Below are 18,698 nucleotides of genomic sequence, written 5' to 3'. Positions count from 1 at the left end.
GGTCCTTGTGGGAACCTGTCCTGCATGAACGAGCAGTCCACCCGCGCCGAGGTCCCGGCCGACCAGTACGTCCTCACCCTCTCCTGCCCGGACAGGAAGGGCATCGTGCACGCCGTGTCGAGCTATCTGTTCATGACCGGCTGCAACATCGAGGACAGCCAGCAGTTCGGCGACCACGACACGGGACTGTTCTTCATGCGCGTCCACTTCTCGGCGGACGCGCCGGTGACCCTGGACAAGCTGCGGGCCAGCTTCGCGGCGATCGGTGACTCCTTCCAGATGGACTGGCAGATCAACCGGGCCGACGAGAAGATGCGCATTCTGCTGATGGTCAGCAAGTTCGGGCACTGCCTGAACGACCTGCTGTTCAGGGCGCGGACCGGGGCGCTGCCGGTGGAGATCGCGGGCGTGGTGTCCAACCACACGGACTTTGCGGAGCTGGTGGGCTCGTACAACATCCCCTTCCACCACATTCCGGTGACGAAGGACACGAAGCCGGAGGCGGAGGCCCGGCTGCTCGACATCGTGCGTGATGAGGGTGTCGAGCTTGTCGTTCTCGCGCGGTACATGCAGGTGCTCTCGGACGACCTGTGCAAGGCGCTTTCCGGGCGGATCATCAATATCCACCACTCGTTCCTGCCGAGCTTCAAGGGGGCGAAGCCGTATCACCAGGCTCACGCCCGGGGTGTGAAGCTGATCGGGGCGACTGCTCACTATGTGACGGCTGATCTTGACGAGGGGCCGATCATCGAGCAGGAGGTCGAGCGGGTCGGGCACGACGTGACGCCGGAGGGGCTGGTCGCGATCGGGCGTGACGTGGAGTGTCAGGCGCTGGCCCGGGCTGTGAAGTGGCATGCCGAGCGGAGGATCCTGCTCAATGGGCGGCGGACTGTGATTTTCGCCTAGGAGCTCGGTTCCTACATCCTGCTCAGCGATGCGGCTGCGAACAGGACATCCCTGATCGCCTCTCTGTCTCCCACCTGGCCCGCTGCCGCCTCCTGCGGGGGGACGTGGCCCGCCGCCAGGCGGCAGAACTCGACGCCGTCCAGGGCCACGTGGGCCACCTCGTGTTCGGCGGAGCCCTTCGCGGCCGGGGAGTCGAGAGGGATCAGCCACTCGCCGCCGCCCGAGCCCTCGATCTCCAGGCGCAGGCTGCGGCCCGGTTCGCCCGCTGTCACGAGGTGGCGGTGGTGGGCGGGTGCGGCCAGGCCGCCTCGGCGGCGGTCGGCCAGGGCGTTCGGCAGCATGCGGGCGGTCAGGTCGATCATGCGGTGCAGATGGCGCGGCGAGGGCGGGTCGTACGGGTAGTCGACCGCGTCCGCGATGTCCTCCGCGTGCACCCAGCACTCGAAGGCCCGGTCGAGCATCGCGTCGTGCAGGGGCAGCTCGAAGTCGCCGTACGACACCGGCATCCCGCCGACGCCGCTGCCCGTGAAGGACACCGTCCGGACGAGGCTGTGGCTCTGCTCCCGCCAGGGCGCCCGCACGGCGCGGGTGGGCGGGAAGTGGGAGGCGCTCCAGTAGGCCTCGGTGCGGGCCGCCGGGGTCGGGTGCCGGGACGTGACGTCGCCCAGCGGGTCGTCGAGGCCGAGCGCGACCGCCACCAGCCCGTCCACGCTGAGCAGATGCGCGATGACGCCGGCCACGGTGGTACGGCGGCTCGTGGCCTCGTCGGCCCGGAACCAGCGCAGCCGTACCGGCGCGTGCCACTCGGCGTCGCCGAAGTCCTGGAGCAGGGCGTCCAGGCGCGCGGTCTCGGCGTCGTACGCGGCGGCCCAGTCCGGCACCGGGATGCGCGGCGGGCGGCGCTCCAGGCAGGACTCCAGGACCCGCGTGCGCAGGCCCGGGTCCAGGTCGAGGCTGTCGGGGCGCTGCAGCAGCCCGACCGCCTCGCGCAGCCGCCGAGCCTCGTCGGCACACGCGCCGCACTCGCCGAGGTGCTCCTCGACGGCCGTGGCCTCCTCCGCCGAGCAGGCGGCCAGCGCCCAGGCGCCGAGCAGGGCCTTCAGCACGGGGTGCTCGAACACGGGCCGTACGGGCGGCGGCGGTGCCGCGTCACCCGGTTCCTCCAGCGCGGGCAACGGCAGCCCGCTGTCCTCGACGGAGGCCCGGGGCATGGGGATCCGCGGCGGGCGTCCGGGCTCCTGCCCGTCGCCGCGCTCGAACCCGCCGGCCCTGTCCGGTCGGCTCGTTCCGTCCGGTCCTGAAGGGGAGCCAGGGGCAACCGCGTTGTGAGAACTTTCGCCGCTTTCGTCTTGAATGCCGCCCTCGCTCTGGGTGTTGCCCTTCTTCTCGTGCCCGTCATTGCCCGCGCCGTCGTACTCCTCGAACCCGTCCGGCCCGTTCACAGCGCACCCCCGTATCCGGGCGGTGCGCCCGGGGCCTCGGAGTCGTGGGCGGTGGACAGGAGTTGCAGGCCCAGGCGGAGGCGGCGGCGGGCCTCGTCCTCGGTGATGCCGAGGTCGGTGGCGGTCTGGCGGTAGTCGCGGCGCTGGAAGTAGGCCCGCTCCAGGGCCGAGCGCAGCGGGACCGGCATGGACTGGACGATGTAGTCGGCGCGGGCGGCGACCGAGGCCCGGCGCACCTTGTGCTCCAGGTCCTCCGTGGTGCCGCCGCCCTCGCGGGTGAGGGCGGCGGTCTCGGTGGCGCGCAGGCGCTGGACGGCCAGGCGGCGCGTCAGCGCGGCGACCCAGGTGCGCAGAGGGCCCTGTTTCGGGTCGTAGGTGTCCGGATGCTCCCAGACGTGGATGAAGACCTCGCGTGTGATGCCGTCGGCGGCGCGCTCGTCGCCGAGGACGCGGTGGGCGAGGCCGTGCACGAGGGAGGCGAACCGGTCGTAGAGCTCACCGAGGGCGGCGGCCTCCCCGCGGGCGAGCCGCTGCTGCATCTTGCGGTCCCAGCGAGGCGATACGTCCTTTTTCGCCATGCGGCCCCCTCATCCCCTGCCCATGTGCCGCGCCCGTGCCCTGTACCAGCCTGTGTCCGACGTCTCCCCGAATGTAGTAGGCACGTCCGGTAGCGCACGCCCCTTTGCGGCAATGTGCGCCCCCTGACTGGCCGCAGGTAGTAGGGGACCACCGACGCTCGTGCCGGGTGCCGTCATGCCGCGCCTACCCATCCGCCCTCTGATCAGACCTGACTGAAGAGGATCGAACAGGATCGAAGTCGACTAAAACAAGCCTCTTCTGCCGGGGATCCGTTTTTCGGGTTGTGTTTCAGGGAACGGCCGCTGGGCAGCCGCGCTGCAAGGAAGCGTAGGGACTGCTTCCGTTTTGGCGATCGAAGGGCGTGGTGGTGACCTTCAAAGTGACCGGCGGTGAGCAGGGCGTATGGGCCGTGCTCCAGGTGTCGGGCGAGCTGGATCTGGTGACGTCGCCGGTGCTGCGGCAGCGTGTGCACGACGCGGTGGCGGAGGGGCACCACTGTCTCGTCCTCGACCTGTCCGAGGTGTTCTTCTGCGATTCCAGCGGCGTCGGCGTGCTCATCGCCGCCCGCCGTCTGATCCGCTCCTGCCAGGGCCGGCTGCGGCTCGTGCTGCCCGCCCGGGGCGCGGCCGACGGATCCCACGTCAACCGGGTCCTCGGCGCGCTGGGCGTACGCAGGCTGTTCGACGTGTACGGCGACGTGGACGCGGCCCTGGGTGACGAAGGCGAACCCCTGTCCGCGTGAGGGGCCGGTGACGCACGGTAGGGCGAGTGTTGCCGTTCCGACACGCTGTTGTCCCGGAATTCCCCCGGTCTTGGCACAAGTGACGTTTTCCCGCGCCCGAACGGCCCCCTCCGTCGTACGCTCCGAGCGAGACGCACCCCACCTGACGTAAGGCGGCCCGAAAGAGACATGGTCAGCAGCGAGTACGAGCGCAGGATCGCCGCCCGGTTCGCCACCTTCGACCAGGACGGCAACGGCTACATCGACCGCGAGGACTTCTACGGCGCGGCCAAGGCGCTGCTCACGGAGTTCGGCGTAGCGGCCCGGTCCGACAAGGGACAGGCGCTGTACGGCGGCGCCGAGGGCTTCTGGCAGGGCATGGCCGGGATAGCGGACCGCGACGGCGACCAGCGCATCACGCGCGAGGAGTTCGTGGGCGGCGCGGTCAAGCGCCTGCGCGACAACCCAGACCGCTTCGCCGAGATCGCCCGCCCCTTCCTGCACGCGTCCCTGGACGTCGCCGACACCGACGGCGACGGCGCGGCGACGGTAGAGGAGGTCGCCCGCGTCCTGAAGTGCCTCGGCGTCCCCGAGGACGTCGCCGGCACGGCCTCCGCCACGCTCGACGCGGACGGTGACGGCAGGGTCGGCGAGGCCGAGGTCGTGTCCGCCTTCGCCCGCTACTTCACCGTGCCCGAGTAGGGTCACGTGCGCGAAGGGAGTCACGTGCCCGAATAGCGCTCGCGCAGCTTGTACTTCAGCACCTTCCGCAGGGTCTCGCCCCGCGGAAGGGCGTCCACCACCTCCAGCCGCTCCGGCAGCTTGTGCACGGAGAGTCCCTCGGCGCGCAGGAAGGCGGTCGCGGTCGCGAGCGTCAAGGCCTCGGCTCCCGGCGGCTGTTCCACCACCGCGCACACCAGCTCCCCGCGCGCCGCGTCCGGCAGCCCGATCACCGCCACGTCCCCGACCGCCGGATGCCGGTGCAGCAGGTCCTCGATCTCCTGGGCCGAGATGTTCTCGCCCTTGCGGATGATCACGTCCTTCAGCCGGCCGGTGAGGACCAGGTGTCCGGTGTCCGTGAGCTGCCCGAGGTCGCCGGTGCGCAGGAACCCGTCCTCGTCGAAGGCCTCGGCGGTCTGTCCCGGGTCCAGATATCCCCGGCACACGGCCTCCCCGCGCAACCGCACCTCCCCGTCCACGATCCGTATCTCCATCCCCTCCGGCGGCCGCCCCTCGGTCGTCGCCAGCAGCTCGGGGGTGTCGTCGGGCGCCCCCATGGTGATCATCGGCACCTCGGTCATGCCGTAGCCGTGGGTGAGCTGCACGCCCATCTCATTGATCACGGCGTAATAGAGCTCCGGCGGCTTGGGCGCCCCGCCGCCCGCCAGCAGCCGCAGTGAGGGGATGATCGGAATCCCCGGCTGCTTCCGCTGCTCCGCCAGGAACATCGAGTAGAACGCCGTCGACCCGCCCGCCATCGTCACCCCGTGCCGCCGGTAGGCCTCCAGCGCGTCCGGCAGCGCGAACTGCTCGAACAGCACCGCCGGGAAGCCGTACAGCAGCAGCATCACCGTGTAGTCGGGCCCGCCTATGTGGGCGTAGGGGAAGGCGATCGACCCCACGTCGTGCGCCGAGGGTCGCAGGGCGTGGGCGAGGCAGGAGCCGCCCGCGATCAGGGAACGGTCCGTGTGCAGCACGCCCTTGGGGGCGGAGGTCGTGCCGGACGTCCAGTAGATCCAGCGGACCGCGGTGCCCTCGCCGGGCGGGGGCGGCAGCACGGACGGATCGCCGTCGGGCAGGTCGTCGCAGGCCTCGAAGACGCCCCTCGCGCCCAGCCGCCGGGCCATCTCCGTGTGGTCGAAGCCGCGCCACTCGCCCGGCACCGCGAAGAACTCCGCCTTCGACTCCCGCAGTGCGAAGCCGACCTCGCGGTCCCGGTAGAAGGGGATCACCGGGGTCTGCACGGCGCCGAGGCGGGCCAGCGCGAAGGAGAGCAGGGCCGTCTCGATGCGGGTGGGCAGCTGCCAGGCGACCACCGTGCCGGGGCGTACGCCCATGCCGTACAGGCCGGCCGCGACCCGCTCGGTGCGCGCGTGCAGGGCGCCGAAGGTCAGCGTGCGCCCCCCGGGTCGCTCGTCCTGGAGGAAGAGCGGGCGGTCGGGGGTGAGCGCGGCGCGCCGGGTGACCAGCTCCCACAGCGTGCGGGACGAACTCAGGGCGTGCGGGGTCTCGTTCACGTCTGCCCCCTGCTCCTTGGCTGACGGGTCGTCAGGTGGGATGCTATCTGACGATGCATCAGATAAGTACCGTCCGGCGGAGGGGACCCATGGCGACCGAACTGCCCCGCATCATCAGCGTCGACGACCACGTGATCGAGCCCGCCCACCTCTTCGACACCTGGCTGCCGGCCAAGTACCGCGACCGCGGCCCCAAGCCGCTGACCGCCGGGATCGGTGAACTCGCCTACGTCGGCGGCAAGTACCGCATCACGATGGACCCGGACGGCCCGCCCACCGACTGGTGGATCTACGAGGACCTGATGTTCCCGTACAAGCGCAACATCGCCGCCGTCGGCTTCGACCGCGACCAGATGACCCTGGAGGGCATCACCCGCCAGGAGATGCGGCCCGGCTGCTGGGACCCGAAGGAGCGCCTGAAGGACATGGACCTCAACCATGTCGAGGCCAGCCTCTGCTTCCCGAGCTTCCCGCGGTTCTGCGGCCAGACCTTCGCCGAGGCACACGACAAGGAGGTCGCCCTGGCCTGCGTGCGCGCCTACAACGACTGGATGGTTCAGGAGTGGTGCGGGGACAGCGGCGGGCGGCTCATCCCGCTGTGCCTGATCCCGCTGTGGGACGTCGAGCTGGCGGTCGCCGAAATCCGGCGCAACGCCGCGCGCGGGGTGAAGGCGGTGACCTTCTCCGAGATCCCCACCCACCTCGGGCTGCCGTCCATCCACTCCGGCTACTGGGACCCGTTCTTCGCGGTCTGCCAGGAGACCGGGACGGTCGTCAACATGCACATCGGGTCCTCGTCCCAGATGCCGGCCGCCTCCCCGGACGCCCCGCCCGCCGTCCAGGCCTCGCTCAGCTTCAACAACGCGATGGCCTCGATGATGGACTTCCTCTTCAGCGGGGTACTGGTGAAGTTCCCGCGCCTCAAACTCGCCTACAGCGAAGGGCAGATGGGCTGGGTCCCCTACGCCCTGGAGCGCGCCGACGACGTCTGGGAGGAGCACCGCGCCTGGGGCGGCGTCCGCGACACGATCCCCGAGCCGCCGTCGACGTACTACTACCGGCAGATCTTCTGCTGCTTCTTCCGCGACAAGCACGGAGTGGCGTCGCTCGATGCCGTCGGCCGCGACAACGCCACCTTCGAGACGGACTACCCGCACGTCGACTCGACCTTCCCGCACACCAAGGAGGTCGCCCTCGACCATGTGCAGGGCCTCGACGACGAGACGGTCTACAAGCTGATGCGCGGCAACGCCATCCGGATGCTGGACCTGGACCTCGACCGCTGATGGACCTGTCGGACACGCCCGAGGAGGAGGAGTTCCGGGCCCGGCTGCGGGAGTGGCTCGCGAAGACGCTCCCCGGCCTCCCGCCCAAGCCGTCCCCCGACGACTGGCCCGGGCGGCGGGCGTACGACCTCGGCTGGCAGCGCAGGCTCTACGACGCCGGATACGCCGACGTCCACTGGGACGCCTCCCCGGCCACCCGGCTGATCTTCCTGGAGGAGACGGAGAAGGCGGGCGCGCCCTACGTGGGCGCCAATTTCGTGGGGCTGCTGCACGCCGGGCCGACCATCGCCGCCGAGGGGACCGAGGAACAGCGGGAGCGCTGGCTGGCGCCGATCCTGCGCGGCGAGGAGGTCTGGTGCCAGGGCTTCAGCGAACCGGACGCCGGCTCCGACCTCGCGGCCCTGCGCACGCGCGCGTGGCGCGACGGCGACGACTACGTGGTGACCGGCTCCAAGATCTGGACCTCCCACGCGGAAGTCGCCGACTGGTGCGAGCTGTTGGTCCGCACCGAACCCGAGGCGCCCAGGCACCGGGGCATCACCTGGCTGGCCATGCCCATGGACGCGCCGGGCGTCACCGTACGGCCGCTGCGCACGCTCGCCGGGTCGGCCGAGTTCGCCGAGGTATTCCTCGACGAGGTGCGGGTGCCGGCGGTGAACCGGGTCGGGGACGAGAACGACGGCTGGCGCGTGACCCTGGTGACGCTGTCCTTCGAACGCGGCACGGCCTTCGCCGGCGAGGTCGTCGCCTGCCGCCGTGTCCTGGGCGAACTGGCTGTCGAGGCCCGAGAGAACGGCCGCTGGGACGACCCGGCGCTGCGTCGCCGGCTGGGCAGGCTCAACGCCGAGTTCCGGGCGCTGTGGCGGCTGACGCAGTGGAACGTGAGCGCGGCTCAGGCGTCGGGCTCGGTGCCCGGCGCCGCGGGCTCGGTCTTCAAGCTGCGGTACTCGCACGCCCGCCAGGAGCTCTACGACGCCGCCGCCGAGGTACTGGGCGCCGACTGCCTGGACCTGGACCGCCCCTGGACGCTCGACCGCCTCTCCTCCCTGTCGTACACCATCGCGGCCGGCACCTCGCAGATCCAGCACAGCATCATCGCCGAGCGGATCCTCGGCCTGCCGAAGGGACGGTGACCGTGCGCTTCCGGTTGACGGACGACCAGCGGGCGCTGCGCGACGGGATGCGGCAGCTGCTGGCGCGGCGCTTCGGCGGGGAGGCGCTGCGAGGGGCTGTGGAGAGCCCCGGGCGGCTCGACAGGGCGTTGTGGCGGGCGCTGGGGGAGGCCGGGTTCTTCGCCCTGCGGTTGCCGGAGGCGCAGGGCGGGGTGGGACTCGGGCTGCGTGAGGCGGTGTTGGTGTTCGAGGAGGCGGGGCGGGTGCTGCTGCCCGGGCCGTTGGCCGCCACCCATCTCGCGGCCGGTGTGGTGCCGGGTGCCGCCACCGGAGAGGCGGTCGTCTCGGCCGTGGACGGCGGGCTCGTGGAGTGGCTGGCGGAAGCCGACGTCGTACGCGGCGACGCCGCCGGAGCCGTGCCGATGCGCTCCCTCGACCCGCTGACGCCGCTGCACCGCGTGCCCGGCGGCGCGGCGGGGGACCCGGATCCCGTCGCCGTCCTGCTCACCGCCGCCGAGCAGCTCGGCACGGCCGCACGCGTCTGCGAACTGGCGGTGCAACACGCCCGGGCGCGCGAGCAGTTCGGTCGGCCCGTAGGGGCCTTCCAGGCGGTGGCACACCTGTGCGCCGGGATGCTGGTCCGGTCGGAAACGGCCCGCGCGGCGGTGTACGCGGCGGCCGTCACCGGCGACCCGGTCGACATCGCCGCCGCCCGCCTGCTCGCCGACGAGGCCGCCGTGCGCGGCGCCCGCGACTGTCTCCAGGTGCACGGCGGCATGGGCTTCACCTGGGAGTCCGAGGTCCATCTCCATCTGAAACGCGCATGGGTTCGAACCCAACGTGCGGGGGGAGTTACACAGAGTGAGGAAACTCTCGCGGCTGCTCTGACGGCTGGGACGGCCTGACAGGCCGTCTGGCTGCGGTGTCACCGGACGTGCCCGCGAAGATGTCGCGGATCGTGGCATACCGCGATCACGGAGCGTTGATACCGGCTCGTGTCCTCGGCGGGGCTCGTCACGGCCCGGAGTCGACTGCCCGCTCCGGTACCTTGTGTGAGATGCGAGTGGCTCAGAGCGCAGTGCGTCCCCATGGCGCCGCCTGTTCGACTCCCCGCAGCGAGCGTCGCACAGTATGCCGCACGGGTACTCCTTCGCGCTGGAATATGCCCGAAGCGCTTGTTGGGGTGACTGTACGTCAACCATGCTGTCCCACAAGGGATTCACGTTCCGTGATCCTTGTCCCGGCCGTTGTTCTGGCCATGCAGGAAATGGCTACGATCGTGGCCTTCGTGAGGCGCGAGCCTAAGTGTCCGCCGGTTCGGATGGTGTGAGCGGTGCAGGTGCTTCAAGTGCAGCTGGAGATCCGGCCCGACCCCACAGAGGTGGGGCGGGCCCGGCGGTGGGCCCGCTCCCGCCTGGCCGGGTCGGGCATACAGGCCGACGAGCCGCTCGCCGAGACCCTGATCCTGCTCGTCTCCGAGCTGGTCACCAACGCCGTGGTGCACACCGGCCGGCCCGCAGTGCTGCGGCTGTCCCTGCCGCACGCGGTGACGGAGGAGACCACCGTCCGTCTCGAGGTCGCCGACCGCAGTGGCCGGGCCCCCGTGCCCCGGTGCGCGGACGACGACGCGACCGGCGGCCGGGGCCTCGCCCTCGTCGACGGCCTCGCCGACCGCTGGGGCTGGAGCGTCGAGAGCACCGGCAAGCGCATCTGGTGCGAACTGGACCGGTGTTCGAAGTCCCCTGAGATCACGGCGGCGTGCGGGAGCGGCGCGATGGCGTGCGGCGGCGGGGCGTCCTTCGAGGGGCTGGCGTACGAGGCCGTGTAGGGCCGGGGCGCTTCGGGGTGCCCCGGCCGTGACTGCCGGGCACGCGGTCGACGAAGTGTGGTGTACGGCGGCACATGCCGCGCGGTGTTGCGGCGAGGCCGGGGCACGGTCGCAGGCGCGTCCGTCGTTTTCGTCATGGCATGCGGCGATGCGCCGGGATGTGCTTCCGTGCGCGCCCACGGGAAAAGCCGCATAAGCGATAAATCGCCGAACGGGTGTTGACGCCTCGTGACCGTTTGATCACGCTTGGAGGCAGCGATTCGCCGTGAGGGGACGGCGAGGGCTGCGACGACGGCGGCCCTCGGCGAGTGTGAGTCGTGATTCGGCGTCGGCTCCCTGTTTCAGGGCCACGGGAGCCGGGGCGGGAGCGCCGGAGTCGGGTGGCGGCGCGCGCTGCCGTGCTCGGGGCGAGCAGCGCGTCGCCGCCATCCAGCTTCAGACGGCCGGATGGCGGCCTGGCGGATGGCTTGGCGTGGCGGCCTGTCGCGCCGGCCTGTCGCGCCGGCCTAGAGGACGGCGACCGGGGCCACCGGAGAGCCGGTCGCTCCCGTGAACGGCTCGGGGGTCGCCGTCAGCAGGAACGCGTAGCGGCCCGTTTCTCCACAGGCTGTGGACAATTTTTCGAAATTCCAGTTCTGGCCCTGCGGCATCCCCATCTCCACGAGGTGGAGGGCGTGCACCGGCAGCCACAGGTCCTCCACTTCGGGCGGGAACACCTCGAAGGTGAGGGTGTCGTTGGCGACCGCCGCGACATCGCGCGCGTGGAACCACTCCGGCGTCCGGATCGACAGCCCCGGCGACGGATACGCGTACGCGTGCCGGTCCCCGGCCAGACAGAGCCGGACCTGTCCGGTCCGTACGAGCACCACGTCGCCGGCCCGCACGCGCGTACCGGCCAGCTCCTCGGCCGCGTCCAGGTCCTCGGGCGTGACGGCGTACCCGCCGTCGAGCCGGTCCGTGCCCCGGGCCCGGGCGACGTCGAGCAGCACCCCGCGTGAGACGAGGTGCCGGACCTTGTCGATGCCGCTGAACTCCGCGCCGTCGTGCGGGGTGATGGAGTTCGCCGGGTGGCCGTTGTAGAGCCTGCCCGAGTGCGAGACGTGCGGCAGCGCGTCCCAGTGGGTGGCCGCCTGGAGCCCCATGGTCACGGCGTCGTCGCTGCACGCGACGGTGCCCGGGCCGAAGAGCTCCTGGTTGATCTGCACCATGACGTGCAGCGGGTCGATCCGCCCCGGGATCATCCCCGTCTGGACGCCGTCGCGCCGCAGGGGCAGCGCGAGCGGGACCCGGCGACCGGTGCGGACCGTCGCCGCGGCTTCCCGGACGACCTCGTCGTTGATCAGGTTCAGCGTGCCGAGCTCGTCTGCGGCTCCCCAACGGCCCCAGTTGTTCACGCGCTTGGCGATGTCGTGGAACGCGTCCGGCAGCGACATGAGTCCTCCCCGGGGCTTGTGTTCCCGTATCTGGCGGGTCGTAGAATCTGAGGGTCTGCAAAATCTAACGGTCCGTCAGAAATCGTGGGACGGGAAGGGGCCGGGCGTGGGGAACTTCTTGGCAGGCAAGGTCGTCGCCGTCACCGGCGCCGGGCGGGGCATCGGCCGGGCGGTCGCGCTCGCGGCGGCGGCCGAGGGAGCGAAGGTCGTCGTCAACGACTACGGCGTGGCGGTCGACGGCGCCTCGCCGACCAGTGAGGTCGCCGAGGCCGTGGTCAAGGAGATCGAGGCGGCGGGCGGGGACGCCGTCGCCGTCGCCGACGACATCTCCACCATGGCGGGCGGGCAGCGGGTCGTCGACGTGGCGCTGTCGTCGTACGGGCGGCTCGACGGGGTGGTCTGTGTGGCCGGGATCCTGCGGGAGCGGATGCTGTTCAACATGACCGAGGAGGAGTGGGACCCGGTCGTCGCGACGCACCTGAAGGGCACGTTCACGGTGTTCCGGGCCGCCTCGGCGGTGATGCGCAAGCAGCGCGCCGGGACGCTGATCGGCTTCACCAGCGGCAACCATCAGGGGTCGGTGTCGCAGGCCAATTACAGCGCGGCCAAGGGCGGGATCATCTCGCTCGTGCGGAGCGCGGCGCTGGGCTTGCACAAGTACGGGGTGACCGCGAACGCCGTGGCGCCGGTCGCGCGTACGCGGATGTCCGCGGGCGTGCCGATGGAGCTGGCGGAGATCGGGGAGCCGGAGGATGTCGCCGCGCTGGTGGTGTATCTGCTGTCCGACGGGGCGCGGGAGCAGGGGATCACCGGGCAGGTGTACACGGTCGCCGGGGCGAAGATCGCCGTGTGGGCGCAGCCGAGGGAGCTGCGGGCCGCGTATGCCTCCGGCGGTTGGACCGTGGAGAGGATCGCGGAGTTTCTGCCCGGGTCGGTGGGGGTGGATCCGATGCCGATGCTGGAGCGGGTGCGGGAGATGGAGAGGGCGGCAGTTGAGGGGGAGCGGCCCAACGCCCAGTAGCTCGGGGGTGCGCGCGGTTTGGCGGGTGCGGGGTTTCGTCGTGGCTGGTCGCGCAGTTCCCCGCGCCCCTGGGGATTGGCACCTGCGGCGGCGAGAGGAGAACCCTGATGGACTTCGGCTTCAGCCCAAAGGACGACACGTTCCGTATCGAGGCCCGGGACTGGCTCGCTTCGCACGTCGGCCGTACTGCGGACCGCCGCACCTGGGAACGCACCCTCGGCGCAGCCGGATGGATCGGGCTCGGATGGTCTGCCTCCGGGTACGGCAACCGCACCGCCACGCTCACCCAACAGGTCGCCTGGGCCGAGGAGTACGCCCGGTCACCCGCACCCCCTCGCTCCGGCCACATCGGTGAGAACCTCCTGGCCCCCACGCTCATAGCGCACGGCACCGAGGAGCAGAAGTCCCGCTTCCTGCCCCCGATCGCCGCCGGCGAGGAACTCTGGTGCCAGGGCTACAGCGAACCCGGCGCCGGCTCGGACCTGGCCGGTGTCCGTACCGCGGCCGTGCGCGAGGCGGACGGCCGTACCTACCGTGTCACCGGGCAGAAGATCTGGACGTCACTCGCGCACGAGGCGGACTGGTGCTTCGTGCTCGCCCGCACCGAGCCCGGGTCAAAGCGGCACCACGGACTGACCTTCCTCCTCGTCCCCATGGACCAGCCGGGCCGGATCGAGGTCCGTCCCATCCGGCAGATGACGGGCACCAGCGACTTCAACGAGGTCTTCTTCGACGGCGCGCACGCGGAGCATGTCGTCGGTGGTGAGGGCAACGGCTGGCGCGTCGCCATGAGCCTCCTCGGCTTCGAGCGGGGCGTGTCCACGCTGGCGCAGCAGATCGGGTTCGCCGAGGAACTGGGCAGCGTGGTGCGGGCGGCCGTGGAGTCGGGTGCGGTGCGGGATCCCGTCGTACGGGAACGGCTCGTCCGGCAGTGGGCCGAGCTGCGCGCGATGCGCTGGAACGCCCTGCGCACACTGGGCGGTTCGGGCGACGCGGGTGCCCCGAGCGTGGCGAAGCTGCTGTGGGCCGGCTGGCATCAGCGGCTCGGGGAGCTGGCGGTGCTGGTGCGGGGCGCGGCGGCGAGCGTCGGTCCGGCGGACTGGTCGGCGTCGTCGCCGTACGAACTGGACGCGGCACAGCACCTCTTCCTCTTCTCGCGGGCCGACACCGTCTACGGCGGCTCGGACCAGATCCAGCGCACGATCATCGCCGAGCGCGTGCTCGGCCTGCCCAGGGAGCCCAAGGGAGCCGCGTGATGCGAGGCGTGATCTTCGACGGGAAGCAGGTCCGGGTCGTCACGGATCTTGAGGTGCGGGAGCCGGGGCCGGGTGAGGTGCGGGTCGCGATCGCGGCGGCCGGGCTGTGTCACAGCGATCTGTCGGTGGTGGACGGGACCATACCCTTCCCGGTTCCTGTGGTGCTGGGCCATGAGGGGGCCGGGGTCGTGGAGGCTGTGGGTGAGGGCGTTACACATGTGGCCCCCGCTGACCATGTGGCGCTGTCCACCCTTGCCAACTGCGGTACGTGCGCGGAGTGCGACCGGGGGCGCCCGACCATGTGCCGGCAGGCGATCGGGCGCCCGGGCCGGCCGTTCCGTCAGGCCGGGGTGCCGGTGCACCAGTTCGCCGCGAACTCGGCGTTCGCGGAGCGCACGGTCGTGAAGGCCGTCCAGGCGGTCCGTATCCCCGAGGACATCCCCATGGCGTCGGCGGCGCTCATCGGGTGCGGGGTGCTGACGGGGGTGGGCGCCGTGCTGAACCGGGCGCGGGTGGACCGCGGCGACAGCGTCCTGGTGATCGGGACGGGCGGGATCGGCCTGAACGTGGTGCAGGGGGCGCGGCTCGCGGGGGCCTTGCGGATCGTGGCCGTCGACGCCGACACGGCCAAGGAGGAGGTGGCACGCCGCTTTGGTGCGACGGACTTCCTCACCTCGGCGGAGGGCGTGCGGGACATCCTGCCCACGGGCGTGGACCACGCCTTCGAGTGCGTCGGCCGTGTGGAGCTGATCCGCCAGGCGATCGACGCACTGGACCGGCACGGCCAGGCGATCCTCCTCGGCGTGCCGCCGGCCGCGGCCGAGGCGTCCTTCCGCGTCTCGTCGATGTACCTCGACAAGTCCATCCTGGGCTGCCGCTACGGCTCCTCCCGCCCACAGCGGGACATCGCCCTCTACGCGGACCTGTACCGCCAGGGCCGGCTGCTGCTCGACGAACTCGTCACCCGTACCTACCCGGTCGAGGACTTCGAGAAGGCGGCGGCGGACGCGGAGGCGGGGCGGGTGGCGCGCGGAGTGCTCACGTTCTGACAGCCGCCGCCCGGTCCCTTCCGGCCCGTTCCGATCTTTCCGATCCCTTCCGGTCCTTTCCCGTCCGGAAGGTCCGCCGGTAGGCGGTGGGCGTGACACCGAGCGCCGCCTGGAGGTGCTGGCGCATCGACTGGGCCGTGCCGAAGCCCGCGTCGCGGGCCACCTGGTCGACGGAGCGGTCGGTGGACTCCAGCAGGTGCCGGGCCCGTTCCACGCGCTGCTGGGTGAGCCACTGGCCGGGGCTGACGCCGGTCTCCTCGCGGAAGCGGCGGGTGAACGTGCGGACCGACATGGCCTCCTGGGCGGCCATGTCGCGCAGCTGGATCGGCCCGTGGAGGCGGCCCAGGGCCCAGGCGCGGGCGGTGGTGGTGGAGGCCTGCTGCGGATCGGGCACCGGCCGCTCGACGTACTGCGCCTGACCGCCGTCGCGGTGCGGCGGTACGACCGTACGGCGGGCCACGTCGTTGGCGACGGCCGCGCCGTGGTCGCGGCGCACCATGTGCAGGCACAGGTCGATGCCGGCCGCGACGCCCGCGGAGGTCAGCACGTCGCCGTCGTCGATGAACAGCACGTCCGGATCGACCTCGACCTTGGGGAACAGCCGCTGGAGGCGCTCGGCGTCGGCCCAGTGGGTGGTGGCGGGGCGGCCGTCGAGGAGGCCGGCGGCGGCGAGGACGTAGACGCCGGTGCAGATGGAGGCCAGCCGGGTGCCGGGCCGCAGGCGGGCGAGGGCCGCGGCCAGTTCGTCGGTCAGGACGCCCTCGTCGTAGACCGGGCCGAGTTCGTACGACGCCGGGACGATCACCGTGTCGGCGTCGGCCAGGGCCTGCGGGCCGTGCGCGACGTGGATGGCGAAGTCGGCGTCCGTCTCGACCGGGCCCGGCGGCCGGACCGAGCAGGTCACGACCTCGTACAGGTGCCGTCCCCGGGCGTCCCTGGGGCGGCCGAAGATGCGGTGCGGGATGCCCAGTTCGAAGGGCAGCAGCCCGTCGAGGGCGAGGACGACGACGCGGTGGGGACGGAAGCCGGCGCCCGGGTCCGGGCTGGGGGAGTCGGGGCCCGATGTCATGGCCCGATCCTAGCGAATGCTGTCCTCCGGGCCACTCGATGGAGCTCGGCGCAGGCCGGAAGCTCTATGGCGTGACCCAGACAAGCGAAGCCGCAGCAGTCGGACAGCAGCCGTCGAAGCCCGGCCGAGGCGGCGGCCGCAGGCGTGTGCACCGGGCCTGGTTCGTCGCCGCCGTCACCTTCGTGACGATCATCGGCGCCGCCGCCTTCCGTTCCGTGCCGGGCCTGCTCATCGACCCGTTGCATGACGAGTTCGACTGGTCGCGCGGCACGATCGGCGCCGCCGTCTCGGTCAATCTCGCGCTGTACGGTCTGACGGCGCCGTTCGCGGCGGCCCTGATGGACCGCTTCGGCATCCGCCGGGTCGTCGCGGTCGCCCTGACGGTCATCGCGCTCGGTTCGGGCCTCACGGTGTGGATGACGGCGGCCTGGCAACTGATGCTGTGCTGGGGCCTGCTGGTCGGCCTCGGCTCCGGCTCCATGGCGCTGGCGTTCGCGGCGACCGTCACCAACCGCTGGTTCACCGAGCGGCGCGGCCTGGTCAGCGGCATCCTCACCGCCGCGTCCGCCTCCGGCCAGCTGATCTTCCTGCCCCTGCTGTCCTGGATCGTCGAGCGGCACGACTGGCGCCCGGCGGCCGTGACGGTCGCGCTCGCCGCCCTGGCGGTCGTCCCGTTCGTCTGGCTCCTGCTGCGCGACCACCCCGCGGACGTGGGCCTGAAGCCGTACGGCGCGACCGAGTTCGTACCGAAGCCCGCACCGGTACCCGGCGCCGCCCGCCGGGCCGTGACCGTCCTGTTCTCGGCCGCACGCACCGGCCCGTTCTGGCTGCTCGCCGGCACCTTCGCGATCTGCGGCGCCTCGACCAACGGCCTGATCCAGACCCACTTCGTGCCCGCCGCCCACGACCACGGCATGCCCCTGACGACCGCCGCCTCGCTGCTCGCGGTCATCGGCGTCTTCGACGTCGTCGGCACGATCGCCTCCGGCTGGTTCACCGACCGCTTCGAGGCCCGGCGCCTGCTCGCCGTCTACTACTCCCTGCGGGGCGTCTCCCTCCTCTTCCTCCCCCTGCTGCTGGTGACGCCCAGCGTCCAGCCCCCGATGATCTTCTTCATCGTCTTCTACGGCCTCGACTGGGTCGCCACCGTCCCGCCCACCCTCGCCCTGTGCCGCGAGCAGTACGGCGACGACAGCGCGATCGTCTTCGGCTGGGTCCTCGCCTCCCACCAGGTCGGCGCCGCCCTGGTCGCCTTCCTCGGCGGCGTCGCCCGCGACACGTTCGGCTCGTACGACGTGATGTGGTACGCGTCGGGGGCGTTGTGTGCGGTGGCGGCGCTGATGGCGTTGGTGATCCGGCGGCGGGGGGTGGGGGTGGAGAGCGTGGCCTGAGAGCGGGTTCTCGGTCGCCTGAGCGCAGAAAGCACCGGCAAGTGATCGGCCCGTGCTGTTCTGGCTGTTCACGGCCATCGCCGCGCTCGGTGCCGTTTCCGCCGTCGCAGGTCTGCGGCGCATGTGGAACACACACCAGCGTCGCGCCCTGCCCGCGTGGACCCGATTCCTCGGCGTGCTTCTCGCGTTGTACGGGCTTCATGTCGCCTACCGGCTCGCCGGGGAGACGAAGGCCGCCTCAGCGCCCGGGAAGTACCCAGGTGAGCGACGAGCACCCGCTGCTGTTGCTCGTGCCACCGGCAACCGTCGGCGGCCCTGCGTTCATAAGCCTCGCTGTGAGGAGTGCGGTTTGCGGTGCCTGCGGGTCAAGCCGGCTTCAGGCGCCGGTGCTCGCGGTGGTTGCTGAATTTCGCCGCCGTACAGCCCGACTGCTGCCGCCCGTTGCTTCCGGCCTGGACAACCGGGCGTACCACGAGGCCACGGCGATCAGGCAGCAGATCAGTGCGAGCGACGTGGCGTTGAACGCGCCGTGGAAGAGGGTCTCGGCGAGGTACGTGGCGCCGGGCAGGGTGGTCAGCAGCACCATGGCCACCATCGGATCGGCGCGCTGCAGCCCGGCCTGCAGCAGGAACAGCGGGATAGTCACTGCCAGTACGCCTAGCAGGAGCAGCGTGAGCGGCTCGGCCCCCCACTGGAGACCGGGTCCGCCGGCCGCCAACAGGAGTGCCCCGCCGCACAGGTAGGTGAGGTGAAAGCGGTGGGCGGTCACGTACACGGGATCGACGCCGCGCTGCCCCAACTTGGCTGAGATCAGCGCCAGTACCGCAGCCCCGATGCCGGCGCCGGCCACCAGGGCGAGCCCAAGGGCTGTGCCGGCCGACGGCTGCACACCGCCGGTGCCGGTGAAGCTCCAGGCGATGCCGAGGCCGAGCAGGACCAATACGGCAGCGGCCGCCGCGCCCTGCCTGGTGGGGCGCCGCCCGTACCCGGCCAGCCCGAGCAGAGCCAGGACGGCGGGCCCGATTGCCGTCTCGATGCCGGTGGCGAGCGCGGAAGGTACCCAGCTCAACGAGGCGTAGAAGCCGAGAAAGGTTACCGCTGTGACCACGTTCATCAGCGCGAGCAAGCCCGTGGCCTTCGGGGAAGCGGCGGCCGGTCCGCGCCGCACCCGGCGCACCATCAGTGCGGCGTTGAACAGCACCGCCGCGGCACCGAACCCTGTACAGGAAAGCGTCAGGCTCGCCGTGGCGTCCAGCCGCCCAGAGATGTAACCGAATACCCCAGCTTGCAGCAGCACCGACGCGACGATGCGCACTATCGGCACGATTTACCTTCCCATCCATACGAACCGGCATGAGACGACCGGCC

Annotated in this window: 17 protein-coding genes; 11 read left to right on the top strand and 6 right to left on the bottom strand. The window is 71.5% G+C overall.

Annotation, left to right across the window (positions count from 1 at the left end; all coding sequences use genetic code 11):
* Positions 1-24 precede the first annotated feature (24 nt).
* Positions 25-906 carry a formyltetrahydrofolate deformylase gene (gene purU / locus ACIBNA_RS15685; protein WP_399165759.1) on the top strand — a complete coding sequence of 294 codons (882 nt, stop codon included), beginning with the start codon at positions 25-27 and terminating at the stop codon, positions 904-906.
* An 11-nt stretch (positions 907-917) separates the two neighbouring features.
* Here the strand turns inward: purU and ACIBNA_RS15680 are convergent, their stop codons facing one another.
* Positions 918-2,348 (bottom strand): zf-HC2 domain-containing protein, encoded by a 1,431-nt coding sequence (locus tag ACIBNA_RS15680; protein WP_399165758.1) that lies wholly within the window; start codon positions 2,346-2,348, stop codon positions 918-920.
* Positions 2,345-2,926, bottom strand: coding sequence for a sigma-70 family RNA polymerase sigma factor (locus ACIBNA_RS15675; protein ID WP_399165757.1), 582 nt, complete (start codon positions 2,924-2,926; stop codon positions 2,345-2,347). The genes ACIBNA_RS15680 and ACIBNA_RS15675 overlap by 4 nt, the downstream gene beginning before the upstream one ends.
* 362 nt (positions 2,927-3,288) lie before the next feature.
* On the opposite strand from ACIBNA_RS15675, the gene ACIBNA_RS15670 reads away from it, so the two are divergent.
* Both ACIBNA_RS15670 and ACIBNA_RS15665 read left to right on the top strand, forming a co-directional pair.
* A complete protein-coding gene (locus ACIBNA_RS15670; RefSeq protein ID WP_274817106.1) occupies positions 3,289-3,669 on the top strand; it encodes an STAS domain-containing protein in 381 nt (126 codons plus the stop codon).
* A gap of 168 nt (positions 3,670-3,837) precedes the next feature.
* A complete protein-coding gene (locus ACIBNA_RS15665; protein WP_399165756.1) occupies positions 3,838-4,350 on the top strand; it encodes an EF-hand domain-containing protein in 513 nt (170 codons plus the stop codon).
* A 20-nt stretch (positions 4,351-4,370) separates the two neighbouring features.
* Here the strand turns inward: ACIBNA_RS15665 and ACIBNA_RS15660 are convergent, their stop codons facing one another.
* Positions 4,371-5,885 carry a class I adenylate-forming enzyme family protein gene (locus tag ACIBNA_RS15660; RefSeq protein ID WP_399165755.1) on the bottom strand — a complete coding sequence of 505 codons (1,515 nt, stop codon included), beginning with the start codon at positions 5,883-5,885 and terminating at the stop codon, positions 4,371-4,373.
* 89 nt (positions 5,886-5,974) lie between these two features.
* Here ACIBNA_RS15660 and ACIBNA_RS15655 point away from each other — a divergent pair, with 89 nt between their 5' ends.
* The 4 genes from ACIBNA_RS15655 to ACIBNA_RS15640 all read left to right on the top strand — a co-directional run bounded on the left by ACIBNA_RS15655 (position 5,975) and on the right by ACIBNA_RS15640 (position 10,111).
* Positions 5,975-7,171, top strand: a complete 1,197-nt coding sequence (locus tag ACIBNA_RS15655; protein WP_399165754.1) for an amidohydrolase family protein — start codon at positions 5,975-5,977, stop codon at positions 7,169-7,171.
* Positions 7,171-8,304, top strand: a complete 1,134-nt coding sequence (locus ACIBNA_RS15650) for an acyl-CoA dehydrogenase family protein (RefSeq protein ID WP_399165753.1) — start codon at positions 7,171-7,173, stop codon at positions 8,302-8,304. Before ACIBNA_RS15655 ends, ACIBNA_RS15650 begins: the two co-directional genes overlap by 1 nt.
* 2 nt (positions 8,305-8,306) lie before the next feature.
* The gene (locus tag ACIBNA_RS15645; protein ID WP_399165752.1) at positions 8,307-9,188 is read left to right on the top strand and encodes an acyl-CoA dehydrogenase family protein; all 882 of its coding nucleotides are present in this window, start codon (positions 8,307-8,309) and stop codon (positions 9,186-9,188) included.
* Positions 9,189-9,631: 443 nt separating this feature from the next.
* Positions 9,632-10,111 carry an ATP-binding protein gene (locus ACIBNA_RS15640; RefSeq protein WP_399165875.1) on the top strand — a complete coding sequence of 160 codons (480 nt, stop codon included), beginning with the start codon at positions 9,632-9,634 and terminating at the stop codon, positions 10,109-10,111.
* Positions 10,112-10,617: 506 nt separating this feature from the next.
* On the opposite strand, the gene ACIBNA_RS15635 is transcribed toward ACIBNA_RS15640, so the two are convergent.
* Positions 10,618-11,544, bottom strand: coding sequence for a cyclase family protein (locus ACIBNA_RS15635; protein ID WP_399165751.1), 927 nt, complete (start codon positions 11,542-11,544; stop codon positions 10,618-10,620).
* A gap of 106 nt (positions 11,545-11,650) precedes the next feature.
* Between ACIBNA_RS15635 and ACIBNA_RS15630 the strand changes: the two genes are divergently transcribed.
* From ACIBNA_RS15630 to ACIBNA_RS15620, 3 genes are all read left to right on the top strand, one after another.
* Positions 11,651-12,565: an SDR family NAD(P)-dependent oxidoreductase gene (locus tag ACIBNA_RS15630; RefSeq protein WP_399165750.1), complete on the top strand. Its 915-nt coding sequence runs from the start codon at positions 11,651-11,653 to the stop codon at positions 12,563-12,565.
* Positions 12,566-12,672: 107 nt separating this feature from the next.
* Complete coding sequence (locus ACIBNA_RS15625; RefSeq protein ID WP_399165749.1) at positions 12,673-13,821, top strand: acyl-CoA dehydrogenase family protein; 1,149 nt, start codon at positions 12,673-12,675, stop codon at positions 13,819-13,821.
* Entirely contained in the window at positions 13,821-14,870 is a 1,050-nt protein-coding gene (locus ACIBNA_RS15620; RefSeq protein WP_399165748.1) for a Zn-dependent alcohol dehydrogenase, read from the top strand. The genes ACIBNA_RS15625 and ACIBNA_RS15620 overlap by 1 nt, the downstream gene beginning before the upstream one ends.
* On the opposite strand, the gene ACIBNA_RS15615 is transcribed toward ACIBNA_RS15620, so the two are convergent.
* Positions 14,860-15,939, bottom strand: coding sequence for a GlxA family transcriptional regulator (locus ACIBNA_RS15615; protein WP_399165747.1), 1,080 nt, complete (start codon positions 15,937-15,939; stop codon positions 14,860-14,862). The two genes, ACIBNA_RS15620 and ACIBNA_RS15615, sit on opposite strands and share 11 nt — an antisense overlap.
* Positions 15,940-16,010: 71 nt before the next feature.
* Here ACIBNA_RS15615 and ACIBNA_RS15610 point away from each other — a divergent pair, with 71 nt between their 5' ends.
* Positions 16,011-17,330: an MFS transporter gene (locus ACIBNA_RS15610; protein ID WP_399165746.1), complete on the top strand. Its 1,320-nt coding sequence runs from the start codon at positions 16,011-16,013 to the stop codon at positions 17,328-17,330.
* Between the two features lie 376 nt (positions 17,331-17,706).
* Here ACIBNA_RS15610 and ACIBNA_RS15605 read toward each other — a convergent pair whose 3' ends face one another.
* Positions 17,707-18,645: a hypothetical protein gene (locus ACIBNA_RS15605; RefSeq protein WP_399165745.1), complete on the bottom strand. Its 939-nt coding sequence runs from the start codon at positions 18,643-18,645 to the stop codon at positions 17,707-17,709.
* Positions 18,646-18,698: the final 53 nt, after the last annotated feature.

This window comes from Streptomyces sp. NPDC050164, assembly GCF_044459945.1.
Classification (GTDB): domain Bacteria; phylum Actinomycetota; class Actinomycetes; order Streptomycetales; family Streptomycetaceae; genus Streptomyces; species Streptomyces coeruleorubidus_A.
Note: the sequence above shows the minus strand (reverse complement) of the source record. Positions and strands in the feature narration are given on the sequence as shown.